This window comes from Corynebacterium sp. HMSC064H12 (assembly GCF_001809925.1).
GTDB classification, from domain to species: Bacteria; Actinomycetota; Actinomycetes; order Mycobacteriales; family Mycobacteriaceae; genus Corynebacterium; species Corynebacterium jeikeium_D.
Genome location: NZ_KV799342.1, coordinates 1 through 20,756 on the forward strand (window position 1 = coordinate 1; position 20,756 = coordinate 20,756).

At 58.4% G+C, this 20,756-nt stretch carries 18 protein-coding genes, 3 tRNA genes and 1 pseudogene; 15 read left to right on the top strand and 7 right to left on the bottom strand.

Annotation, left to right across the window (positions count from 1 at the left end):
* Nucleotides 1-430 (top strand): annotated as a pseudogene (locus HMPREF2681_RS05885) (TetR/AcrR family transcriptional regulator); the annotation flags it as partial.
* A 240-nt stretch (nucleotides 431-670) separates the two neighbouring features.
* A complete protein-coding gene (locus tag HMPREF2681_RS05890) occupies nucleotides 671-1,888 on the top strand; it encodes an IS481 family transposase (RefSeq protein ID WP_070546398.1) in 1,218 nt (405 codons plus the stop codon).
* 29 nt (nucleotides 1,889-1,917) lie between these two features.
* On the opposite strand, the gene HMPREF2681_RS05895 is transcribed toward HMPREF2681_RS05890, so the two are convergent.
* Nucleotides 1,918-1,990: transfer RNA gene (locus HMPREF2681_RS05895), tRNA-Arg, on the bottom strand.
* Between the two features lie 86 nt (nucleotides 1,991-2,076).
* On the opposite strand from HMPREF2681_RS05895, the gene HMPREF2681_RS05900 reads away from it, so the two are divergent.
* From HMPREF2681_RS05900 to HMPREF2681_RS05920, 5 genes are all read left to right on the top strand, one after another.
* Nucleotides 2,077-4,224, top strand: coding sequence for a bifunctional copper resistance protein CopD/cytochrome c oxidase assembly protein (locus HMPREF2681_RS05900; protein WP_049170976.1), 2,148 nt, complete (start codon nucleotides 2,077-2,079; stop codon nucleotides 4,222-4,224).
* 232 nt (nucleotides 4,225-4,456) lie between these two features.
* Nucleotides 4,457-5,017, top strand: a complete 561-nt coding sequence (locus HMPREF2681_RS05905) for a single-stranded DNA-binding protein (RefSeq protein ID WP_049170979.1) — start codon at nucleotides 4,457-4,459, stop codon at nucleotides 5,015-5,017.
* Between the two features lie 276 nt (nucleotides 5,018-5,293).
* Nucleotides 5,294-6,964: an energy-dependent translational throttle protein EttA gene (ettA, locus tag HMPREF2681_RS05910; protein ID WP_016422285.1), complete on the top strand. Its 1,671-nt coding sequence runs from the start codon at nucleotides 5,294-5,296 to the stop codon at nucleotides 6,962-6,964.
* A 137-nt stretch (nucleotides 6,965-7,101) separates the two neighbouring features.
* Nucleotides 7,102-7,545 carry an acyl-CoA thioesterase gene (locus tag HMPREF2681_RS05915; protein ID WP_016422286.1) on the top strand — a complete coding sequence of 148 codons (444 nt, stop codon included), beginning with the start codon at nucleotides 7,102-7,104 and terminating at the stop codon, nucleotides 7,543-7,545.
* Between the two features lie 6 nt (nucleotides 7,546-7,551).
* Nucleotides 7,552-8,355 (top strand): DUF8185 domain-containing protein, encoded by an 804-nt coding sequence (locus HMPREF2681_RS05920; protein ID WP_070546400.1) that lies wholly within the window; start codon nucleotides 7,552-7,554, stop codon nucleotides 8,353-8,355.
* An 18-nt stretch (nucleotides 8,356-8,373) separates the two neighbouring features.
* Here HMPREF2681_RS05920 and HMPREF2681_RS05925 read toward each other — a convergent pair whose 3' ends face one another.
* Nucleotides 8,374-8,772, bottom strand: a complete 399-nt coding sequence (locus HMPREF2681_RS05925; RefSeq protein ID WP_070546401.1) for a globin — start codon at nucleotides 8,770-8,772, stop codon at nucleotides 8,374-8,376.
* 67 nt (nucleotides 8,773-8,839) lie between these two features.
* Nucleotides 8,840-11,542: an aminopeptidase N gene (gene pepN / locus HMPREF2681_RS05930; protein ID WP_070546403.1), complete on the bottom strand. Its 2,703-nt coding sequence runs from the start codon at nucleotides 11,540-11,542 to the stop codon at nucleotides 8,840-8,842.
* 175 nt (nucleotides 11,543-11,717) lie between these two features.
* On the opposite strand from pepN, the gene HMPREF2681_RS05935 reads away from it, so the two are divergent.
* Together HMPREF2681_RS05935 and HMPREF2681_RS05940 are read left to right on the top strand one after the other, a co-directional pair.
* Nucleotides 11,718-12,248 carry an SMI1/KNR4 family protein gene (locus HMPREF2681_RS05935; protein WP_246815954.1) on the top strand — a complete coding sequence of 177 codons (531 nt, stop codon included), beginning with the start codon at nucleotides 11,718-11,720 and terminating at the stop codon, nucleotides 12,246-12,248.
* A 148-nt stretch (nucleotides 12,249-12,396) separates the two neighbouring features.
* The gene (locus HMPREF2681_RS05940) at nucleotides 12,397-13,041 is read left to right on the top strand and encodes a mycothiol-dependent nitroreductase Rv2466c family protein (RefSeq protein ID WP_016422291.1); all 645 of its coding nucleotides are present in this window, start codon (nucleotides 12,397-12,399) and stop codon (nucleotides 13,039-13,041) included.
* A gap of 27 nt (nucleotides 13,042-13,068) precedes the next feature.
* Here HMPREF2681_RS05940 and HMPREF2681_RS05945 read toward each other — a convergent pair whose 3' ends face one another.
* Nucleotides 13,069-14,274, bottom strand: coding sequence for a TIGR04053 family radical SAM/SPASM domain-containing protein (locus HMPREF2681_RS05945; protein ID WP_070546406.1), 1,206 nt, complete (start codon nucleotides 14,272-14,274; stop codon nucleotides 13,069-13,071).
* Between the two features lie 228 nt (nucleotides 14,275-14,502).
* Between HMPREF2681_RS05945 and HMPREF2681_RS05950 the strand changes: the two genes are divergently transcribed.
* Nucleotides 14,503-14,976 (top strand): ribose-5-phosphate isomerase, encoded by a 474-nt coding sequence (locus HMPREF2681_RS05950; protein WP_005511109.1) that lies wholly within the window; start codon nucleotides 14,503-14,505, stop codon nucleotides 14,974-14,976.
* Nucleotides 14,977-15,083: 107 nt separating this feature from the next.
* The gene (locus HMPREF2681_RS05955) at nucleotides 15,084-15,692 is read left to right on the top strand and encodes a DJ-1/PfpI family protein (RefSeq protein ID WP_070546407.1); all 609 of its coding nucleotides are present in this window, start codon (nucleotides 15,084-15,086) and stop codon (nucleotides 15,690-15,692) included.
* 25 nt (nucleotides 15,693-15,717) lie between these two features.
* Here HMPREF2681_RS05955 and HMPREF2681_RS05960 read toward each other — a convergent pair whose 3' ends face one another.
* From HMPREF2681_RS05960 to HMPREF2681_RS05970, 3 genes are all read right to left on the bottom strand, one after another.
* On the bottom strand, nucleotides 15,718-16,572 hold the full coding sequence (locus HMPREF2681_RS05960) for a hypothetical protein (protein WP_070546409.1): 855 nt from the start codon (nucleotides 16,570-16,572) through the stop codon (nucleotides 15,718-15,720).
* A gap of 145 nt (nucleotides 16,573-16,717) precedes the next feature.
* On the bottom strand, nucleotides 16,718-16,951 hold the full coding sequence (locus HMPREF2681_RS05965; protein WP_040361601.1) for a hypothetical protein: 234 nt from the start codon (nucleotides 16,949-16,951) through the stop codon (nucleotides 16,718-16,720).
* A gap of 109 nt (nucleotides 16,952-17,060) precedes the next feature.
* Nucleotides 17,061-17,135, bottom strand: a tRNA-Gly gene (locus tag HMPREF2681_RS05970).
* 562 nt (nucleotides 17,136-17,697) lie between these two features.
* Here HMPREF2681_RS05970 and HMPREF2681_RS05975 point away from each other — a divergent pair.
* The 4 genes from HMPREF2681_RS05975 (at nucleotide 17,698) to HMPREF2681_RS05990 (ending at nucleotide 20,594) form a co-directional block, all read left to right on the top strand.
* A tRNA-Pro gene (locus HMPREF2681_RS05975) sits at nucleotides 17,698-17,774 on the top strand.
* Nucleotides 17,747-19,210: a trigger factor gene (gene tig / locus HMPREF2681_RS05980; protein ID WP_101687704.1), complete on the top strand. Its 1,464-nt coding sequence runs from the start codon at nucleotides 17,747-17,749 to the stop codon at nucleotides 19,208-19,210. The genes HMPREF2681_RS05975 and tig overlap by 28 nt, the downstream gene beginning before the upstream one ends.
* A gap of 141 nt (nucleotides 19,211-19,351) precedes the next feature.
* Entirely contained in the window at nucleotides 19,352-19,924 is a 573-nt protein-coding gene (locus HMPREF2681_RS05985) for an ATP-dependent Clp protease proteolytic subunit (protein ID WP_016422302.1), read from the top strand.
* A 46-nt stretch (nucleotides 19,925-19,970) separates the two neighbouring features.
* Nucleotides 19,971-20,594 (top strand): ATP-dependent Clp protease proteolytic subunit, encoded by a 624-nt coding sequence (locus HMPREF2681_RS05990; RefSeq protein ID WP_369707172.1) that lies wholly within the window; start codon nucleotides 19,971-19,973, stop codon nucleotides 20,592-20,594.
* Nucleotides 20,595-20,756: the final 162 nt, after the last annotated feature.

Here is a 20,756-nt window from a genome sequence, read left to right on the forward strand (position 1 = left end):
GGCATGCGGACACACTTTTCTTTACTTAACCCGGCTCCGCTATGTCCCTGGCGATTCGCGCGCTCGCATGTTGCTGCGTATTCGAATCGTCGTTCAACGCATCATCGAAAGTGACTTTTTCCCTGGCCTGGTCAAGACAGATCCCGACCGTGTCTTAGAAGCGCTCACTGGAGAGATGAGCGATACACAGCTGGAAATTGTGGAGAAATTCATTCTCCCCGGTGTCCGTCACGGGCAGGAAGACGGCACTATTCGCGAGCACGATCCATATCTGCTGGCGCGCAACATTTACCGTCTGATTCAGACGATGGTGCTGGTGTGGCGCCCGGATGGCAAGGACGCGACGCTAGACAAGGAATCTGTCGAAGAGGTCGTCGACATGGTTGACCGCTACTTGCGCCCGGATCCTGCGGATAACAAGAAGAACTAAGAAGTAAAAACCCGCCTGCATCTGGTATAAAACCAGTTCAGGCGGGTTATTTTTGCGCCCCCAGAAGTGTCTGGTTCGGTGACATCGTTCCGCATGTCTCATGAGATCGTTCCGGTGCCGAGAACCATCATGTCTCGTCACATCGTTCCGGCGAGAAACGATGTGCCCGGCAACACACCACAGTTGCCCCAAACACGCCGAAACTGATGTCTCGCGACATCGTTCCTCCATGCTGAAACCATGGAGAAACCAGCTCCGAAAATCATCATCGAAACCATGCTCGCCACCGGCATGACCCAAACCGAAGCAGCCCAACACTTCGGAGTGACAACGCGTTGGATCCGAACATTACAAAAGCGCTACACCGAAGGCGGCATCGAGGCACTGACCCCTAAATCAAAACGCCCTCATACAAATCCACGCGCTACCGCCCCGGACGTAGTCGACCGCATCCTCCAATTACGCTACGAACTAACCAACCGCGGCACCGACGCGGGAGCCCACACCATCCGCTGGCACCTCGAGCAAGAAGACACAACCCCACTGTCAGCAACAGCAACGATCCATCGCATCCTCAAAAACAACGGACACATCACACCCCAACCACAAAAACGTCCCCGCAGCTCATGGATACGATTCCAAGCAGACCAACCCAACGAAACATGGCAAATGGACTACAGCGACTGGACCATCGCAGGCCACCAACGCGTCGTCATCCTTACAATCCTCGACGACCACTCACGCTATGTACTTCACTGCCAAGCCTTTAACAGCGCAACCGTTACCCACGTCATCGAAGCCTTCACCTACACAGCCACCATCCACGGTTACCCACAATCAACCCTGACCGACAACGGACGAGCATTCACAACCAGCAACGACCGCACCAACCCAGCACGCAATGGCTTCGAACAACTCCTCCTAGACCTAGGAATTGAACAGAAAAACGGCAAACCCTACCACCCGCAAACCCAAGGGAAAGTTGAACGATTCCACTACACACTCAAACTGGCACTACGTAACAGACCCCAAGCTAGAGACATCGACAACCTCAACGAACAACTCGATGACATCATCGACTACTACAACAACAAACGCCCCCACCGAGCACTCAACCGATGTACCCCTGCGGAGGCTTACAACGCTTTACCCAAAGCGCACCCCCGCCCAGGAAACAAGACTCATGACTACCGCCTGCGCACCGACAAAGTCGCCAAAAACGGCAAAACGACACTGCGGTGGGGCGGACAACTCAGACGCCTCTATATCGGACGCCGATGGGCCGGAGAGCCCATCACCATCATGTGCGTAGACAACACAGCAGACATCAAAATCACCGCCACGGGGCAACACATAGCCCACTACACACTGACCTCAGACAAGATCTACTACAACCAAAAAGACAACGAACTAAACCCCACCCCGGGCAACAAAAATAAAGGAAGCCTCGAGACATAACCGGAACAATGTCTCGAGACTTCACATTGCGCCCCCAGAAGGATTCGAACCCTCGACCAATCGGGTAGAAGCCGACTGCTCTGTCCACTGAGCTATGGAGGCTAGCTAAGAAAAGCATTGTAGCGTCTCTAATGTAGCCAATCACAACCGGTTCTGTTCTAGGGACTTTGGTCGCTAAGCTTAGGGCTATGACTGCCACGACCAAGGCCGAGACCTCTCCGCCTGTTAGCAAGGATAAGAAAGTCCGTAAATCTGCTGGTTGGTACGTTGTTTTTGTACTTATCGGCGGCGTTCTAGCTGGTTTGCTCTCGATGGCGTTCAACATGGATTCGCGCGCCACGTTGGGTATTCCCGATCCCGGCACAATCACCACCTTCGGGTTCCCGTTCGCGAAGGCGGCCGGTGAGCTGCTCGCCTGCCTCGGTGTCGGTTCGTTTATGCTCGCCGCTTTCGGTACGAAGCAGCGTGCCGACGGCACTTTGGGCCTCGACGGCTACACGGCATCCCGCACGGGTATGTGGGCCATGCTCGGCTGGGGCCTCATGGCGCTGATGGAGATTCCGCTGGTGCTCTCCGATGTGTCGGGCCAGCCGCTGTCGACGACGATTCAGCTGAGTAACTGGGCTGTGTCGTTGGAGCAGACCAAGGAGGGCTTGGCGTGGCTGTGGGTAGCTATTTTTGCGGGCATTGTGGCGCTTGGTTCATCGCTGACTCGTAAGTGGATTTGGCAGCCGGTGTTCTTCGCCATCAGCTTGGTGTCGATGATGCCGCTGGCGGTTGTAAGCCACAATGCCTCCGGTGGTGCCCATGACTACGGCACTAACTCCTACATCTGGCACTTGACCTTCACTGTGTTTTGGGTCGGCGGTTTGATGGCGCTGGTTGGCCACGCGCGTCGTCGCGGTGAATGGATGCCAGAGGTAGTGAAGCGCTATTCTTTCGTGGCGTTGGTGGCTTTCATCGCCATGTCTGCCTCCGGCTTCATTAACGCAGCCATCAACATTGACTGGTCTGACCTGGTCAGCAACAACTACGGCATCATGGTGCTGGTCAAGGCCGTTCTCACTATCTTGCTGGGCCTATGCGGCTATGTGCACCGCAAGATCACCATTCCGGAGATTGAGCGCGCTCAGTCGAATCGTCCATTCTGGCGTCTGGCCATTGTCGAGGTCATCATCATGGCGCTGACAATCGGCGTTGCCGTAGCTCTGGGCCGTACTCCGCCGCCACCGAATTTCTCTGAGCAGGCCGGCGGTGAGGGCCTGCCGTCGATTACGCAGATGCAGGTCAAGCTAGGTTACAACCTGGAGATCCCATTCGGTTGGGAGGCCATGTTCACGCAGTGGCGCTTTGACATCTTCTTCGGCTCTGCCGCCATCATTGCCGCGTGGATTTACTTGTACTGGCTCTACTTGCTGAAGAAGCGCGGCGGTACCTGGCCGCTGTCCAACACCCTGTGGTGGCTCGCCGGCTGTGCCACGCTGCTGTTTACTTCGTGCAGCGCGCTGGGCGTGTACATGCCGGCTCTGTTCTCGGTTCACATGATCGCCCACATGCTTTACTCCATGGGCATTCCGGTCATGCTGGTCCTGGGCGGCCCAGTTACGCTCGCGCTGCGTGCGCTGAAGCCGGCCGGCCGCGATGGTCTGCCTGGTATTCGTGAGTGGCTGGTGGTCTTCATCAACAACCCGGTGTCGCGTTTCCTCACGCACCCGGTTGTGGCAACGGTGCAGTTCGTCGCGGGCTTTTACCTGCTCTACATGACACCGATTTACGACTTCCTGGCTGATGAGCACGCGGGCCACGTGTTCATGAACATCCACTTCTTGATCTCCGGTTACATCTTCTACTGGGTCATTATCGGTGTCGATGCTGCACCACAGCAGATTGAGCCGTCGGTCAAGCTGGTCACGCTGATGGGGTCGTTGCCGTTCCACGCTTGGTTCGGTATTTCGCTGATGCAGTCGCAGCAGGTGCTTGCCGAGACCTACTACGCCAGCCTGGATCTCCCTTGGGCAGTGAATCTCCTGGAAGATCAGAACGTTGGTGGTGCCGTCGCGTGGGCTGCCGGTGAGGTTCCGCTCTACATCGTCACCGTTGCGCTGTTTGTACAGTGGCGGCGTTCCGATGAAAAGGATGCAGCCCGCTACGACCGCGTCGCGGACCGCAACAATGATGAGGAGTTGGCCGCTTACAACGAAATGCTCGCTCGCATGAGCCAGCAGGTCGGTGTTGGCGGCGAGGATGAGCGCGATTACTACACCTCGGAGGTTGACGCGCAGCATCCGGTGCACATGGATAATCCGATTGATGCCTCGAAGAGGCGCGGAAGGTAGCGTCGTTAAGCTGATTTTGCATGCTTGACGACGAGGATTGCCGCGACTTCGCCCCTCAACTTCATACGTAGCCTGTGGATAGTTGTCTTTTCGACAAACTTATCCACAGGCTTTTTATGTACCTCTTTCATTTGTTTCTCGAAGCCGGAAAAGTAATTGGCACGGCACGAATGAGACACCTTCGAATTATTCGGCCGCAGTAGGTAAACGCTTTCTTTGGGGGAGGAGCCCGATGTCTGAGGCAGTTATTACCGTGGTGGGCAATGTGGTCCATCATGTGGAAAATCGAAATACCAATTCTGGGGCAAAGGTCTGCAAGTTTTCTGTGGCATCCAGCAAGTCATGGAAGGGGGAGAATGGTTGGGAGCAGTCGGAGACGTCATATTTTGATGTTGAATGTTGGGGCAAGCTCGCCGAGAACGTGAATAACACGGTGTGGAAGGGCCAAGCCGTCATTGTCCACGGTCACGTTCGTACGGATCGCTGGGAGGGCGATGATGGTACGAAGCATCAGCGCCAGAAGATCATTGCTAAGGCGGTAGGTCCGAATCTGCGCCGTCACCTGGCAACGGTGAAGACTATGACTGAGAAGCCGCATGAGTCGCCGACTGGTCTTGGTGAGTCATCGACTGGGGATTCGGAAGCTTCGGTTACTGAGACAGTTGCGTCTCAGGCCGGGGCCGTGCGCACCTTCACTGCTAGTACGGGCGGCGCTGGTGAGGCGGGGAACACAGGTGCAGCTAGTTCGGAGCAGCGAGAAATGGCTGATGCAGGAGTCAGTGCGCCGTTCTAACCCAGGAGCCAGTACATCGTTGTAGAGCGGAATGAGGGGGAGCCGCTGAAAGAGGGGAGGGGTAATTACTGCACGTGAGGTGACGCTGCTTAGAAAGGGGAGGGATCGCATACGATTCGGCAGCGTTATCTCGCAGCTAGTTTTGCTAGCAGCCTGGCAGAGATTTTGGTGGGAAAGGATTGCGGGTACGCCCATGTAGATTGTGCCTTTTGGTTCCTATGCGTAACCTCTACAGGGATTGCTTATTTCCTTTCTACGAGGGGACGAAATTCCACCATGGGTGAGTTCATCTACCAGATGAAAAACGTGCGCAAGGCGCACGGCGATAAGGTTATTCTCGACAACGTCACCATGGCGTTTTACCCGGGCGCAAAGATCGGCGTGGTCGGTCCGAACGGCGCAGGTAAGTCGTCGATTCTGAAGATTATGGCTGGCCTGGATCAGCCGAGTAACGGTGAAGCTTTCCTGGAGCCGGGTGCCACTGTCGGCATCCTCCTGCAGGAGCCTCCGCTGAATGAGGAGAAGACCGTTCGCGGCAACGTCGAGGAGGGCCTTGGCGACATCTTCGAGAAGAAGGCTCGTTTTGAAGCCATCGCCGAGGAGATGGCCACCAATTACACCGACGAGCTCATGGAAGAAATGGGCAAGCTTCAGGAGGAGCTCGACGCCGCTGATGCTTGGGAGCTGGATTCCAAGATTGAGCAGGCAATGGATGCGCTTCGCTGCCCGCCGGCGGACGAGCCGGTTACTCACCTCTCCGGTGGTGAGCGTCGTCGTGTAGCACTGGCGAAGCTGCTGCTCTCCGAGCCGGACCTGCTGCTTCTCGACGAGCCGACTAACCACCTGGACGCCGAGTCTGTGCTGTGGCTCGAGCAGCACCTGGCTAAGTACCCGGGTGCCGTCCTGGCCGTGACCCACGACCGTTACTTCCTGGATCACGTCGCTGGCTGGATCTGTGAGGTCGACCGCGGCAAGCTCTACCCGTACGAGGGCAATTACTCGACTTACCTGGAGAAGAAGGCTGAGCGCCTCGAGGTTGCAGGTAAGAAGGACGCCAAGCTGCAGAAGCGCCTGAAGGACGAGCTGGCGTGGGTCCGCTCGGGTCAGAAGGCTCGCCAGGCCAAGAACAAGGCCCGTCTGGAGCGCTACGAGCAGATGGTGGAGGAAGCCGAGCAGTACAAGAAGCTCGACTTCGAAGAAATCCAGATTCCGACCCCGCCGCGCTTGGGTAACCAGGTTGTTGAGGTCAAGGACCTGGAGAAGGGCTTTGATGGCCGCGTCCTGATTAAGGACCTGTCGTTCACCCTGCCGCGTAACGGCATCGTCGGTGTGATTGGCCCGAACGGTGTGGGTAAGTCCACCCTGTTCAAGACCATCGTGGGTCTGGAGCAGCCGGATTCCGGTGAGGTCAAGGTCGGTCAGACTGTTCAGCTCAGCTACGTTGACCAGGGTCGTGAAAACATCGATCCGGAAAAGACCGTCTGGGAGGTTGTCTCTGATGGGCTCGACTACATCGTGGTCGGCCAGAACGAGATGCCGTCTCGTGCGTACCTGTCTGCATTCGGTTTCAAGGGTGCAGACCAGCAGAAGCCGTCGAAGGTTCTTTCCGGTGGTGAGCGCAACCGTCTGAACCTCGCGCTGACCCTGAAGCAGGGCGGTAACCTGATCCTCCTGGATGAGCCGACTAACGACCTTGACGTCGAAACCCTGTCTTCGCTGGAAAACGCACTGCAGAACTTCCCGGGCTGTGCCGTGGTCATTTCCCACGACCGTTGGTTCCTGGACCGCACCTGTACCCACATCCTCGCATGGGAAGGCAACTTCGAAGAGGGCAAGTGGTTCTGGTTCGAGGGCAACTTCGAGGGCTACGAGAAGAACAAGATTGAGCGTTACGGCGAGGAGGCTGCACGCCCGTCGCGCGTCACTCATCGTCGCCTGACTCGCTAATCTGTTTTCTCGCGAATCTGATTTTTGCCAACGGCAAAGTCCGGAACCTTGTGGACTGGCTCGCACCAGTGCACAGGTCCCGGGCTTTCGCGTTTTTCGCAGGATCGTAGCTCCAGAAAACGCCTATAGTTCTGGGTATGACTGAATCAGCACCATTTCGTACCAACGTCGCTATCCGCTGGTCTGATTTCGATCAGTATGGCCACGCTAACAACACCGCTTTCCTGGAATACGCCCAGCAGGCTCGTCTGGACTTTGTGATGCGCGGTCTCGGCGGCGGGGCAGGGATGCCTGCGGCAGTGGTGCGCCGCCTGGAGATTGACTACGTCCGCGCTATTTTGCCGGACACCCAGGAAGTTGTGGTTGAGACCGAGATTATCAACTTCGGTCGCACCTCTTTCACACTCCGCCAGACAATCTCCGACCAGCATGATCACATCGTTGCTGTGCTCGAAACCGTGATGGTGATGTTTGATCTCAAGACTGCGAAGGCAGTCGAGCTCTCCCCGTCTGCCCGCCGTGAACTGGAGCGTTTTGCAGCTCCCGCAATCGAAGACAACAAGGAAGACCAGGACAAGTAATTCGCCGTGACCACTTCTCATCCCGCTGCCGAGCTGACCTTCGGCACTCCCGATGCCCTGAAGAACCTGGGCGTCCTGGCCCATAAGGCCTACGCCCTCGACGAGAGCACGTTGCTACGCATCCGAGCACGTAAGACCGCCGCCGCTGGTATCAGTTCCTCGTCGGCACTTAACGCTGCGCCCGCAATGTCGCAGGTATGGGTGAAGACCCCAATCGGCCCGCTCGCCATGCGCACGATTGCGCTGCACGCGCTTCCCGACGACATCATCGTCACCGCCGCGGAGATTAAAGACATCGCAGTGCGTGCCTTTGCGCAGGCAAAAACTGCTGAGGACGAAGAGGAGAAAGGAACCTCGCTCACCGCGTTGCCATACCGCGTGCATGCGCAGTCGGCGTCCTCCTGGCCGGGATTCCTGCCAGTGCCGGAAGGATGGCAGGTTGTCGACTATGTTCCAGCCACTGCTTTCCGGACTCTCGAGAAGCAAGGGCGCGCGGTCGCCGTCGAATCTTCCGGCCCGATGGGCATGCCACCGTCTCTGCTGGACCAAAAGGTTCTCACTGTCAGCGGCGGTACCGGTGAAGCCACTGTTGATACAGGGGAAGGGCAGTCGCAGGAGACGTCGAAAAGCGTGGTGGACGTGACCATGCGGGACGTGTTTGCGCTGTGCACGATGGGCTTCATCCCGGAGCAACCGGATGAAAAAGAGCCGGTGCGCGTGTCCACAAAGGGACGGTGGCACCGGCTGGATGGGCGGTTTGGCTCGATCTTTACGCTCGAGTCCTTTGGCGTGCTGCCGCTGCTGAACTAGCGGCGCAGGGCCTAATTCCTACTGCGCGTCGAAGCGGTTGATGAGCATGTCAGCAACCTGCACCATGTGGTTCCACATGGCTTCGCGCTGGGGGCGGGGGAGCTCGTCATCGGAAATGTCTGCGAGTGAGGCGCTCATGATTTCCAGCCAGCGGTCGCGTTCGGCCTCGCCGATGGAAAACGGCATGTGGCGCATGCGCAGGCGCGGATGACCACGCTGTTCGCTGTAGGTACGCGGCCCGCCCCAGTACTGGACGAGGAACATGCGGAGTCGATCCTCGGCGCCCTCCCAGTCATCGCTGGGGTACATCGGGCCGATGAGGTCATCGGAACGCATGCGCGTGTAAAAACCATGGACGATGCGATTGAAGACATCCTCGCCGCCGACGGAGTCAAAGAGCGTCTGAGAAGTTGTCATGGCACCAAGTCTATCGACTTGATGCCACGAAAACGATAACGGCCAAAGTGCCGGCCGAAATCACTTGTTACTTCGCGTCGAACTCGCGGGCGCGAAGAGCGAGCTTCACCAGGAACTGCTGCTCAGAAATGATGCGCTTGACCGGCGATGCGGTCTCGTCGCTGTCGAGCAGGCGCTGAGCGGCCGCGATTGCCGACTCGCTGATCTCCCAAGTGGGGTAGAAGCCCTCGAGGAGAGTCTGGGCCGTCTCGGAGGAGAACTGCTTCCACCAGCTGTTGGCAACAGCGAAGAAGTGCTCCGACAGCGAGGTTGCCGACTGCACCGCGTTGATGGTGACACGGGAGTCGTCGTCAAGCGCCTGCGCGAGCACCGCACCCGAGCCCGGCGCGTTGAAGCCGGCCAGTAGGTGGCGAATGACAAGGTTCGATGGGGCGTCGTCGCCGGAGACCGTCGCTTCAGCCCAGACGCGGGACTTGTTGGCGAGCGTCGGCACAGAGGCGCGGCAGGCGATGGCAGCCTGCGCGCCGAGTGCTGAGTTGTCGGTCTTTTCAAGCTCTGCGATGGCGTTCTCGCCTTCGAGACCGGCGGAAACTAGAGACTTCAGGGCGCGCCACTGCATGTCGGTGTCGACAGTGACAGCGGGGAAGCCAGCCTTGTCGGCGTCGCCGGCGTAGATGGCGCGCAGTGCGTCCATGACGTCGCTATTCGACGAGCCCACGGTAGCCAGAGCGTTAACGAAAACCAGGGCGCGGTCGGCGTCGGTTTCCTTCTTCGCGTAGTCCAATAGGCCCTGTGCCAGCAGATTGCGTCCGGTGGAGTCGGCCCACTGTGGATCGGCGTAGACGTTGACAGCGCTGACCGCCTGAGCGATGACGCGCTCCAAGACGGAGAGCTTGTCCTCGCCCGGGATGCCGCGGAGCACGAGGTTGACGAAGTCACGAGCGCGCATCTGGCCTGCGCGAACCATCTGCCAGGTGGCGGACCAGCACAGTGTGCGTGCCATCGAATCGGTGAAAGCGCCGATGTTGTCAATGACGGTGGCAAGTGAGCCCTCGTCCAGGCGAATCATGCTGTAGGTGAGGTCGTCGTCGTTAACCAGCACGACGTCGCCAACTGGCGTGTCGACCAGATCTGGGACTTCGGTGCGGGCACCGCGGACGTCGATTTCGACGCGCTTGGTGCGCTCAAGTACAGCGTCCGCGCCGGTGCCGCGCAGGTTGTAGATGCCCACTGCGATTCGGTGATCACGGAGTTCACCGGCACCCGGCTCGGCGCCTTCCTGCGTGACTGCGAAGGAGGTGTACTTGCCGTCCTCTTGATGGAACTCTGGCGCCAGGGTGGTGATGCCGGTGGTGGTCAGCCACTGATCGGCCCAGCCAGACAAATCGCGTCCCGAGGCCTCGGAGAGCGCCTCCAACAGGTCCGCGAAGGTGGCGTTGCCAAAGCGGTGGCGGGCAAAGTGAAGGCGAGCACCGGCGAGGAAGGCGTCCTGACCAACGTAGGCGGCCAGCTGCTTGAGGGTGGACGCGCCCTTGGCGTAGGTGATGCCGTCGAAGTTCTGCTCGACGGTGTCAATGTCGCTGGCATCGGCGGCAATCGGGTGCGTCGACGGCAGCTGATCCTGCTTGTAGGCCCAGGCCTTCTCTACGTTGGCGAAGGTGGTCCAGGCGTGGCTGTAATCGGAAACCTCAACCTGTGCGGCGGCAGCCGACCAGGTAGCGAAGGACTCGTTGAGCCAGAGATCATCCCACCACTGCATGGTGACCAAATCACCGAACCACATGTGAGCCATCTCGTGCAGGATGGTGTCATTGCGACGCTCGTAGAGGTAATGAGTGGGCTTGGAGCGGAAGACGTACTCGTCGCGGATGGTCACGCAGCCGGCGTTTTCCATCGCACCCATGTTGTATTCCGGGCAGAAGATCTGGTCGTACTTGCCGAACGGGTAGGGCTCGCCGAAGTGCTTGGCGTAGAAGTCGAAGCCTTCCTTGGTCTCCTTGAATAAGGTGTCGGCATCGAGGTACTCGGCGATGGACTGGCGGCAGTAGAGGCCTAGCGGAATGGTCAGCTCTCCCTCCGGCTGGTGCTCAGCAGGGGTTTCCGGGTGCGGTGCGACAGTGCCGGTCCACGAGTCAGTGACCTCGTACCACGGGCCAGCACAGACTGCGACGAGATACGTCGACAGCGGAACATCCACTGAGAAGTCGAAGGTGTCGGCCTCATTGCCATGGAGATCGGTGGTGGTGCCGGTCTTGGCCACCGAGTTGGAAACAACCTTCCAACCCTTCGGTGCCACGACGTGGATTGAATACGTCGCCTTCAAATCCGGCTGGTCAAAGCAGGCGAACACGCGCTTGGCATCGGCAGTTTCAAACTGCGAGTACAGGTAGGTTTCGCCATCGGCGGGATCCTGGAAGCGGTGAATGCCCTGGCCGTTATTGGTGTAACGACAGTCCGCATCGATAACGACGGTGTGGTCACCTTCGGTCAGGTCTACGTTAATGCCGGTCTCGCTGTCATAGCGAGCGGCCTCCGTGGCGTCGACGCCGTCGATGGTCACACTCTTGACAACTGCATCGCGCAGGTCAATAAAGGTGGAACTAGCGCGCTTCGCTTTCAGAGAAATTGTGGTCTTGGAAGCGAATGTTGGTGCGCTGTGCGGCCCACCGACAGGTGCGGTCGTAAGGTCGAGCGAGATGTCGTAGTGGGACACCTCGAGCATGGCCGCACGGTCGGCGGCCTCGGTCCTGGTTAGGTTCGTGGAAGTCATGCGACAAGTGTAACCACGACCCCGGATTGGGAATCGGGCAGTAGCGGGGTGGGTGAGGTGACCTCGACTTCCTAGCTCGTTCCTAGCCGTTTGGGGCGGTCGATTGGCGGTCGATTGGGCGAGATTTGGCTTCTTTGGCATGCTAGCAAAACCGATTGTGAATACACTTCGTTTCATGTACGAACTCAGTGATGATGCAAGCAAGGTTGAACGGGTCAACGCGGCGTGGGATCGCATTGAGGCGAAGCTTGGCGACGATGCTCTGGAGGCCCCGGCGACAGAAGCGGAACTGGATCAGCTTGAGGCTGACCTCGGAGTAAAGCTGCCAGACTACGTGCGAGCTTCGTGGCTGCGGCACGCGTCTGTGGACGGTGAGCCGTGGGACGGTGGCTGGATTGCGCCGCCTAAGTCGATTCTGAACGACTACAAGCTGTGGACTCAGCTGCAGGCAGACGGCGACTTTGATGATTTTGAAGCCGAAGGCATGGACAGCGCCGACTCGGATGGCAAGTGGTATCACGAGGCATGGATTCCGCTGGTTATGGACTTCGGCGGAAACAACTACTGCCTGGACATGCGCTCGGGGAAGATGGTTTCCATGGACCACGAGGTGGGCCCGGAGTTCCTGGACTACGCCGACTGGCCTGCCTACTTGGAAGCTGCTGCTGATTCCCTGGAGGACACGGGCTTGCCCTGGAACGGCTAGGTAAGCAATCTGGACGGTGCCCGATGGGAGAGCCAGTTAGCACCGGGTCCGGTAGAACTTCGGACCCATTCGAATTCATGCATGCGAGCCGAAAAATTCCGCCCTATAGTCGTTGATAAGTCAATCAATGCTTTAGGAGGACTTTCACATGAGCAATCGAGACAAGGTCACTTTTTACTTCGACGTTTCCTGCCCGTTTTGCTGGGTGACATCCCGCTGGATTAAGGAAGTCGAAAAGGTCCGCGACATCGAGGTCGAGTGGAAGCCGATGAGCCTGTCAGTACTCAATGAAGGCCGCGACGAGCTGCCGGAAGAGTACAAGTTCATGATGCAGTGCAACTGGACCCCGGCACGCCTGTTTAATGCAGTGTTCTCCCAGGATGGTCAGGAGGCCGTCGACAAGCTTTATACCGCGCTGGGCACGAAGATTCACAACGAAAACCGCATCGATCGCCATGCGCATGTCGACGAGCCGGAGCACGCATTCGACGAGCTGATTAAGGAAGCCCTCGCAGAGGTTGGACTGCCGGAAGAGCGCCTGGCACAGGCCCTGACTACCGAGTTCGATGAGCTCATGCGTGAAAACCACGCAGAGGCCATGAAGGAGGTCGGCAACGACGTCGGCACTCCGGTGGTCAAGCTCAACGACGTTGCCTTCTTCGGTCCGGTGCTTACCCGTATCCCACGCGGCGAAGAAGCCGGCAAGATTTTCGACGGCTCGGTTGCCGTCGCCAGCTACCCGTACTTCTTCGAAATTAAGCGCTCCCGGACTGAGGACCCGCGCTTCGACTAAGAAAGCAGTAGCAGCTGGGGCGCGCAGTTAGGAGAGCTGACCCGCTCCGGCTCCAGCATTCTGCCCGGTAGAGGCCTGCCGTTCTTCTTCGCTCATGGCAGCCCACCGTGGCGGGATGTAGATGCAGGTCGGGTCGGATGCGGTGTAATCCCCGGTCAACGCGTACGCGGTCGACCGGGACCCACCGCATACGCTGTGGTATTCACAGACGCTGCACTTTCCATGCCAATTGTCCGGATCGCGAAGGGCCTTGAACGCCGGCGAGTTCGAGTAAATCTCCTGGAACGGCGTAGCTTTGACGTTTCCGCAGTGCAGTGGCAGGAAACCATTGGGGTAAACATCGCCGATGTGGTCAATGAAGGCAAATCCTGACCCGGAATTGACGGCCATCGGAGAGCGCGGCCGACGTGGCTTCTCCGGCACAGCGCCGAGCAGCTTTGTCGTTTCCTCGGTCAAGTAGCGGTAGAGCTCGCCACCTTCATAGGGTGGCAGCCCCTTTTCCTTCGCTTCCTCCTGCTGCATGACGACGCGCCGATACTGCGGCGCCTCCGTCGTTTTAATGGCAATTCGGTTGGACACATCCGATAGCCAGTGCAGAACGTCCTCGCGTTCCTCCGGCGACAAAGCGCCCAAATCCGCACCGCGACCAGTGGGAACGAGGAAAAAGACGTACCACATCTTGGCCTGCATCTCCATGACGGTCTTCAGCAGCGCTGGCGCCTCATGAATATTTCCCTTGGTCAGGGTCGAGTTAATCTGCAGCCGGTAACCGGCCTCGTTGATGTGCGGAGCCATTTCGAGCGTCTTTTCAAAAGTGCCCGAAAACCCGCGGAACTTGTCATGGGTCTGGGCAGTCGCGCCATCGAGCGACATCGACATCGCCTTACCGCCGGCCTCTCGCAACGACCTGATCCGCTCTGGCGTGAGCCGCGGCGTCACCGATGGCGACAGCGACATATTCAGGCCCTGCTCCGTGCCGAACCGTACCAATTCTTCCAGGTCATCACGCTCAAAAGGATCGCCGCCGGTGAGCACCACAAGCGGCTTCGGTTTGCTATACGACGCCAAGGTCTCCAGCAGCATCTTGCCCTCGGTGGTCGAAAGCTGGTGCGGGTGCGGTTCATGTTGCGCATCCGCACGGCAGTGCTTGCAGACTAGGCCACAAGCCCGCGTGACCTCCCAAATGACAATAAATGGTTTCTTGTTGATGTCATGCCGAACCGTTCGCACCACCGGTGCGTGATGATTCCCATGGGAGCCATGGGCTTCAGGATCGACTTGGAAGTGAGCTTGCGGCGCAGGAGACACGGTAAAAGCACCCAATTTCCGGTTTCGAAGACATGCTGAGACGCAAATACAGTCACTTTTCACCCTATTCGGCTGCGCAGGAGACGTCGTCAAGCAATACCTAAAACGGGTGCAGACGCCGTGGAATCCGTGGGAACCGCTAAACTTGCTGCCATGCGTATTTACCTTGGTGCAGACCACGCCGGTTTTGAGATGAAGAACCTGATTAAGGCCCACCTGGAGAAGGCTGGCCACGACGTCGTTGACTGCGGCGCTCACACCTACGACCCTGCAGATGACTACCCAGCATTCTGCATTGAGGCGGCTTCCCGTACCGTCGCTGATCCGGGCAGCCTGGGCATCGTGCTCGGCGGTTCCGGCAACGGTGAGCAGATTGCTGCTAACAAGGTCAAGGGCGCTCGTTGTGCGCTGGCTTGGTCGGTGGAGACCGCAAAGCTCGCCCGCGAGCACAACAATGCTCAGCTGATCGGCCTCGGCGGTCGTATGCACTCTGAGGAAGAGGCCCTGGCCATCGTCGATGCTTTCGTCTCCCAGCCGTGGAGCGAGGAGGAGCGTCACCAGCGCCGCATCGACATTCTGGCAGAGTACGAAAAGACTGGCGTTGCCCCGGAGCTGCCAGAAGCTTAAAGGGATTGCTGTTCGCTATCTGTTGATAGGAATAAAAAAGGGGTCTGGTTCCAGAAAACTCTGGGACCAGACCTTTTTTCATGTGTAGACGGAGTAGGAATTGTCGTATGACAAATCAAGAAGCACACCGCCGAGTAACTGTTGTACTGTTCCCCGGGTTCGAGCTCTTGGACGTATTTGGACCGGTTGGCCTTTTTGGCCATGTCCCAGAGATTGAGGTCGAATATGTCGCCAACATTGCCGGTCCGATAACCAGCGCTCAGGGGACGGAGGTTATCGCCACGCGCTGCATCGCTGAACTTGAGGCAGTCGATATTCTCCTGGTGCCCGGTGGAGCAGGGAGCAGAACACTAGTTGAAGATGCAGAGTTTTTGGACTGGCTTAAGCACATCGGGTCCCGGGCGCGGTTAGTGGCATCGGTCTGCACGGGGTCGGCACTGCTAGCTGCGGCTGGGCTACTTGAAGGAAAGCGAGCAACTAGTAATAAGTTGGCTTTTGATTGGGCCACCTCGTTCGGAAACGAAGTGATGTGGGTGAAAGAAGCCCGATGGGTCGAAGACGGTAATCGGTGGAGCTCATCAGGGGTCGCAGCAGGTATGGATATGGCTGTTGCTTTAATTAGCAGCATCCTTGGCAAGGAAGCTGGTCGATTGGCCGCCAGAAAGATTGAGTATCGGCCCCAGACAGACGCCACTGTCGACCCTTTTGCGAATTGAGCGAAATAGCGGCGCCGGACTTCTTCTAAATATCGAAACCGTCGAATCCGCCGTCGAAGAACCCGCCACCGTCGCTGCCACCATCGCCGCCGCCGAAGAGGCCGTCGAAGAAGCCACCGCCGTCGCCTGCGTCACCAGCATCGGCAGCGCCGCCACCGAAGTCGTCTCCACCGAAGTCATCGGAACCAAAGTCCTCAGTGCCGCCGAAGTCGTCAGCACCGGTGCCCATGCCGCTGGCGAACTCATCAGCGCCGTAGGCAACACCGGCCATACCGTGGAAGAGAGTAGAGAACAGCAGCATCGAGCCAGCGGTCCAGACACCGGTGCGGAGCGCGGACTTCCACCAGGGCTCGGAGTACCAACCGGCTGGAACCGGACGGCCAGCGACACGGCCGCCGGGGTAGTAGTTCGGAGTTTCCGGGGTGGCGTATGGCGAGGCGGTAACCGAGTGGCCTTCGTGCTCAATGGTGCGAGTTTCGGTCACAGAACCAGCGGCCTTCTGCCCCTCCAGCGGTGGCAGTGTCGGCCCCGCCGGCAGACCCATAATTTCGCGAGCAGCATTGATGTAGTGCAGGCCCTCCAGCGCCGATTCGCGCGCCATTCGGGCCTGTGCCGGGGTCCGAGCAGTAGAAATCTGCGAGGATGCGGCGTTGTAACGCTCGGATGCGTCGGCAAGAGCCTGCGTGGAAGCCGAATCGGTGCCAGCGAGATTCAGCACCTGTGAGCCCAGCCGCTCAATCCAACGGCGGGCGTCTGCGACGGCGTCTTCCAATTGATTGTTCTGGCGGGCATCAAATGCCCTGTTAGAGCGGTTTTGAGCCATCGACGCGATGATAATCGCACCGCCGACGGTGATAGCGATCAGGATTAAAGCCCCCATGGGCTAGGCCTCCAAAAGGAAATTGCGAGTATTGCTAGTAATTACTTGAAATAACGCACGTAGAGCGCAAAAAGTTCCCGAGCTGACATCTCTGTGCGACAGAGGCAGCTCGGGAACCAGGAAAAGATTGGGTATGGGTAGGTATCTATGACTCGGCGGAGTCGGTGCGCTTGGTGCGGCTCTTTCGATTGGCGTGCCATGCGCGAACTTCTTCGGAATCCCACAGGGTCAACCCATGAAGCTTCGCGACGGGCTCAGGAGCCTTCTTGCGGCCAGCGTAGCTGGTGAAAGTGCCACGTGCGGTGCCGGAAAAAGCAGCGCATTCGACCGCGGTCCATAGTTCGTGTCCAGTATCGGCATCGATAATGGTGGGCTTCATGGTGCCCAGAGTACCCGCGGCACTGGATCCTGAACAGAGGGCAGAAGAATTTCTGGCCCCGGACATCGGCTCGGAAAATCAAAAACCGGGAGCAATGCTCCCGGTTACGTGGAGGGGATGACGGGAATCGAACCCGCGTCTTCAGCTTGGAAGGCTGAGGTATTAGCCACTATACGACATCCCCATAGACAGGAATCCGGCTTAGACGCTCAATCGTCTCCACCAGACCGTGTCTTGGTACAAGGCATATTAACCCGTTAACGCGCACATACAAAAATCGATGCCAGGTTTTTCTCGAAGGCTTTAAAGAAAAGTGGCTGTGGCCGGGAAAAACAGAAAATGAAGCTAAAGCAACGTGGGGTATGTGAAACAGGCGTATAGCCGTTGATTACACTGTCACACGACTCAACAAAGGGGCAGTCGTTTGAGAGGCTTCTTTGGGGAGTCGGCCGACGAATGGAGTGTTTGCAGTAAACGAGGCCGCCAAAAGCAGTGCCGAGGTGATGCAAACGCCCTGTGATATGCATGGTTTTCATGAACCCAGTAGTAGTTGGCAGGTTGGCTCTCGATGGCGTCGTAAAGCGTTTTCAGACAGAGCATTAGCCTGGTTGAACGCGTGGTTTTGTGATTTCATTAATCGTCAGGTAAATCTATACGGGTCCGTTGTGGAAACGCGATTTCGCGCCTATGAGGGCCCCGGTGCAGATGCTCCAAAGGGGTTTCTGCTAGGTTTCGAATGACGCATACGGGGTATGGCGCAGCTTGGTAGCGCGTCCGCTTTGGGAGCGGAAGGCCGTGGGTTCAAATCCCGCTACCCCGACCAGTATCACGGGCACTCCCGTGGTCTATGAATTAATCATCGAGTTGCAGGAGAGTGCACCAGTGAAGTCTTCCGTTGAGAAGCTCAATGAGACCCGAGTGAAGATTACCGTCGAGGTCCCGTTTGACGAGCTGAAGCCAGAGTTCGACAACGCCTACAAGGCACTGGCTCAGCAGGTCCAGATTCCGGGCTTCCGTAAGGGCAAGGCACCGGCAAAGCTGATTGAGGCCCGCTTCGGCCGCGGCCCGATCCTGGAGCAGGTGCTCAACGACATGGTTCCGTCCCGCTACGACGAGGTCGTTCGCGAGGAGGACCTGAAGGTTATCGGTCAGCCTGAGGTCGACATCACCAAGCTGGAAGACGGCGAGCTCGTTGAGTTCACCGCTGAGGTCGACGTCCGTCCGGAGATTGAGCTGCCGAAGTTCGAGGACATCGCAGTTGAGGTTGACCCGCTGGTCGCCGACGACGAAGCTGTTGAGGCTGAGCTGCAGAACCTGCTCGCTCGTTTCGGCACCCTGACCGGCGTCGAGCGTGCAGTCGAGAAGGACGACTTCGTCTCCATCGACCTGTCCGCCACCATCGACGGCGAAGAGCTGGAAGAGGCCTCCACCGAGGGCCTGTCCTACCAGGTTGGCTCCGATGACCTGATTGACGGCCTGGATGACGCTGTTGTCGGCCTGTCCCAGGGCGAGTCCAAGGAGTTCACCACCAAGCTGGTTGCTGGCGAGCACGAGGGCGAGGACGCTCAGGTCACCGTTACCGTTCAGTCCGTCAAGGTCCGCGAGCTGCCGGAAGCTGACGACGACTTCGCTCAGATGGCTTCCGAGTTCGACACCATCGACGAGCTGAAGGAAGATTTGGCTCGCCAGGTTGAGAACACCAAGAAGGGTGAGCAGGCTCAGCAGGTTCGCGACAAGGTTCTGGCTGCCGCTATGGAGCAGACCACCATCGCTCTGCCGGAGGGTGTTGTCAAGGAGCAGGTCGAGGGCCAGTTGCAGCAGCTGCTGGGTCAGTTCGGCGGCGACGAGAAGGTTCTGAACTCCATGCTGGAGGCACAGGGCACCACCCGTGAGCAGTTCGACGAGGACTCCAAGAAGTCCGCTGAGGAAGCTGTTCGCACCCAGTTGTTCCTGGATGCACTGGCTGAGGAGATCCAGCCGGACGTTTCCCAGCAGGAGCTCACCGACCACATCCTGTTCACTGCTCAGTCCTACGGCATGGACCCGAACCAGTTCATCCAGCAGATTCAGCAGTCCGGACAGCTCGGCAACCTGTTCGCAGACGTTCGCCGCGGCAAGGCTCTGGCTACCTCGATCCTGAAGGCTTCCGCCAAGGACACCGAGGGCAACGAAATCGACCTGAACGAGTACTTCGGTGAGGTCGAGCCGGAGGCTGAGAAGGCTGAGTCCGACAAGGCTGAGGACACCTCCGCTGAGTAAGCCCCGCAATTAGCGCGGCGCGTTCCTCATGCCGCAACGCTTATAGCGAACAAGGGCCGTTCCCGAAACAAAGGGGCGGCCCTTTTCGTTACCCTCTAATGAACGACAAAACTCGCACACGTACGAAAAAGGAGTACACAGATGAGCGATAACGCCCAGATGTCGACGAACACGGTTTTCGACAAGCTGCTCAAGGAGCGCATTATTTGGCTGGGTGAGCAGGTCGACGACGAGATTGCCAACAAGCTCTGCGGTCAGATGCTGCTCCTGGCAGCCGAGGACCCGGAGGCGGATATCTCGCTGTACATCAACTCCCCGGGCGGCTCCGTCACCGCCGGCATGGCCATTTACGACACCATGCAGTTCGTTCCGTGCGACGTGGCTACCTACGGCATGGGCTTGGCAGCTTCCATGGGCCAGTTCCTGCTCGCCGCAGGTGCTAAGGGCAAGCGTTACGCGCTGCCGCACGCCCGCATTATGATGCACCAGCCATCTGCAGGTATTGGCGGTACCGCATCCGACATCACCATTCAGGCTGAGCAGTTCGCTGCCACCAAGAAGGAGATGGCTCGCCTGATTGCGCAGCACACCGGTCAGCCGGTCGAGCGCATTGAGGAAGACTCAGACCGCGACCGCTGGTTCACCGCGGCTGAGGCTAAGGAATACGGCCTGGTTGACCACGTCGTAACCGCCCTCAAGGACACCGCACGCTAAAAGCGGACAGTAGCGAATAATTAGAGGCGATTTAATCAACATGGAGATGAACAATATGCAGATGCCGCAGTCGCGCTACGTGCTTCCTTCTTTCGTGGAGCACTCCAGCTTTGGTGCTAAGGAATCCAACCCATACAACAAGCTCTTCGAAGAGCGCATTATCTTCCTCGGCTCCCAGGTCGACGACACCGCCGCTAACGACATCATGGCGCAGCTGCTGGTGCTCGAGGGGCTGGACCCGGATCGTGACATCACGATGTACATCAACTCCCCAGGTGGCTCCTTCACGTCGCTGATGGCCATCTACGACACGATGCAGTACGTGCGTCCCGACGTGCAGACGGTGTGCCTGGGCCAGGCTGCTTCCGCGGCAGCCGTCCTGCTCGCTGCGGGTGCACCGGGTAAGCGTGCAGCTCTGCCGAATGCGCGCGTGCTCATTCACCAGCCGGCCACCCAGGGTATCCAGGGCCAGGTTTCCGACCTGGAGATTCAGGCGAACGAGATCGAGCGCATGCGCAAGCTGATGGAGGAGACTCTGGCTCGCCACTCCGGTCGCACTGCAGAGCAGATCCGCAAGGACACCGATCGTGACAAGATCCTGACCGCCGAAGAGGCCGTCGAGTACGGCATCATCGACCAGGTCTTCGAGTACCGCAAGCACAACGCTTAAAAGGGGACATGGTCTCTCTGGAGTGCTGCGCACTGGCCGTCGTAAAGCGCCGAGCGAGATTGCGTGAAATTCGCCTCGCCCTGGCGTGGAAGCCGGTAATTGCGCCCACTCACGGTAGGCTGGTCTGAAGCAATTATTGGCAACGAAGCGGAAAGGCGGCGG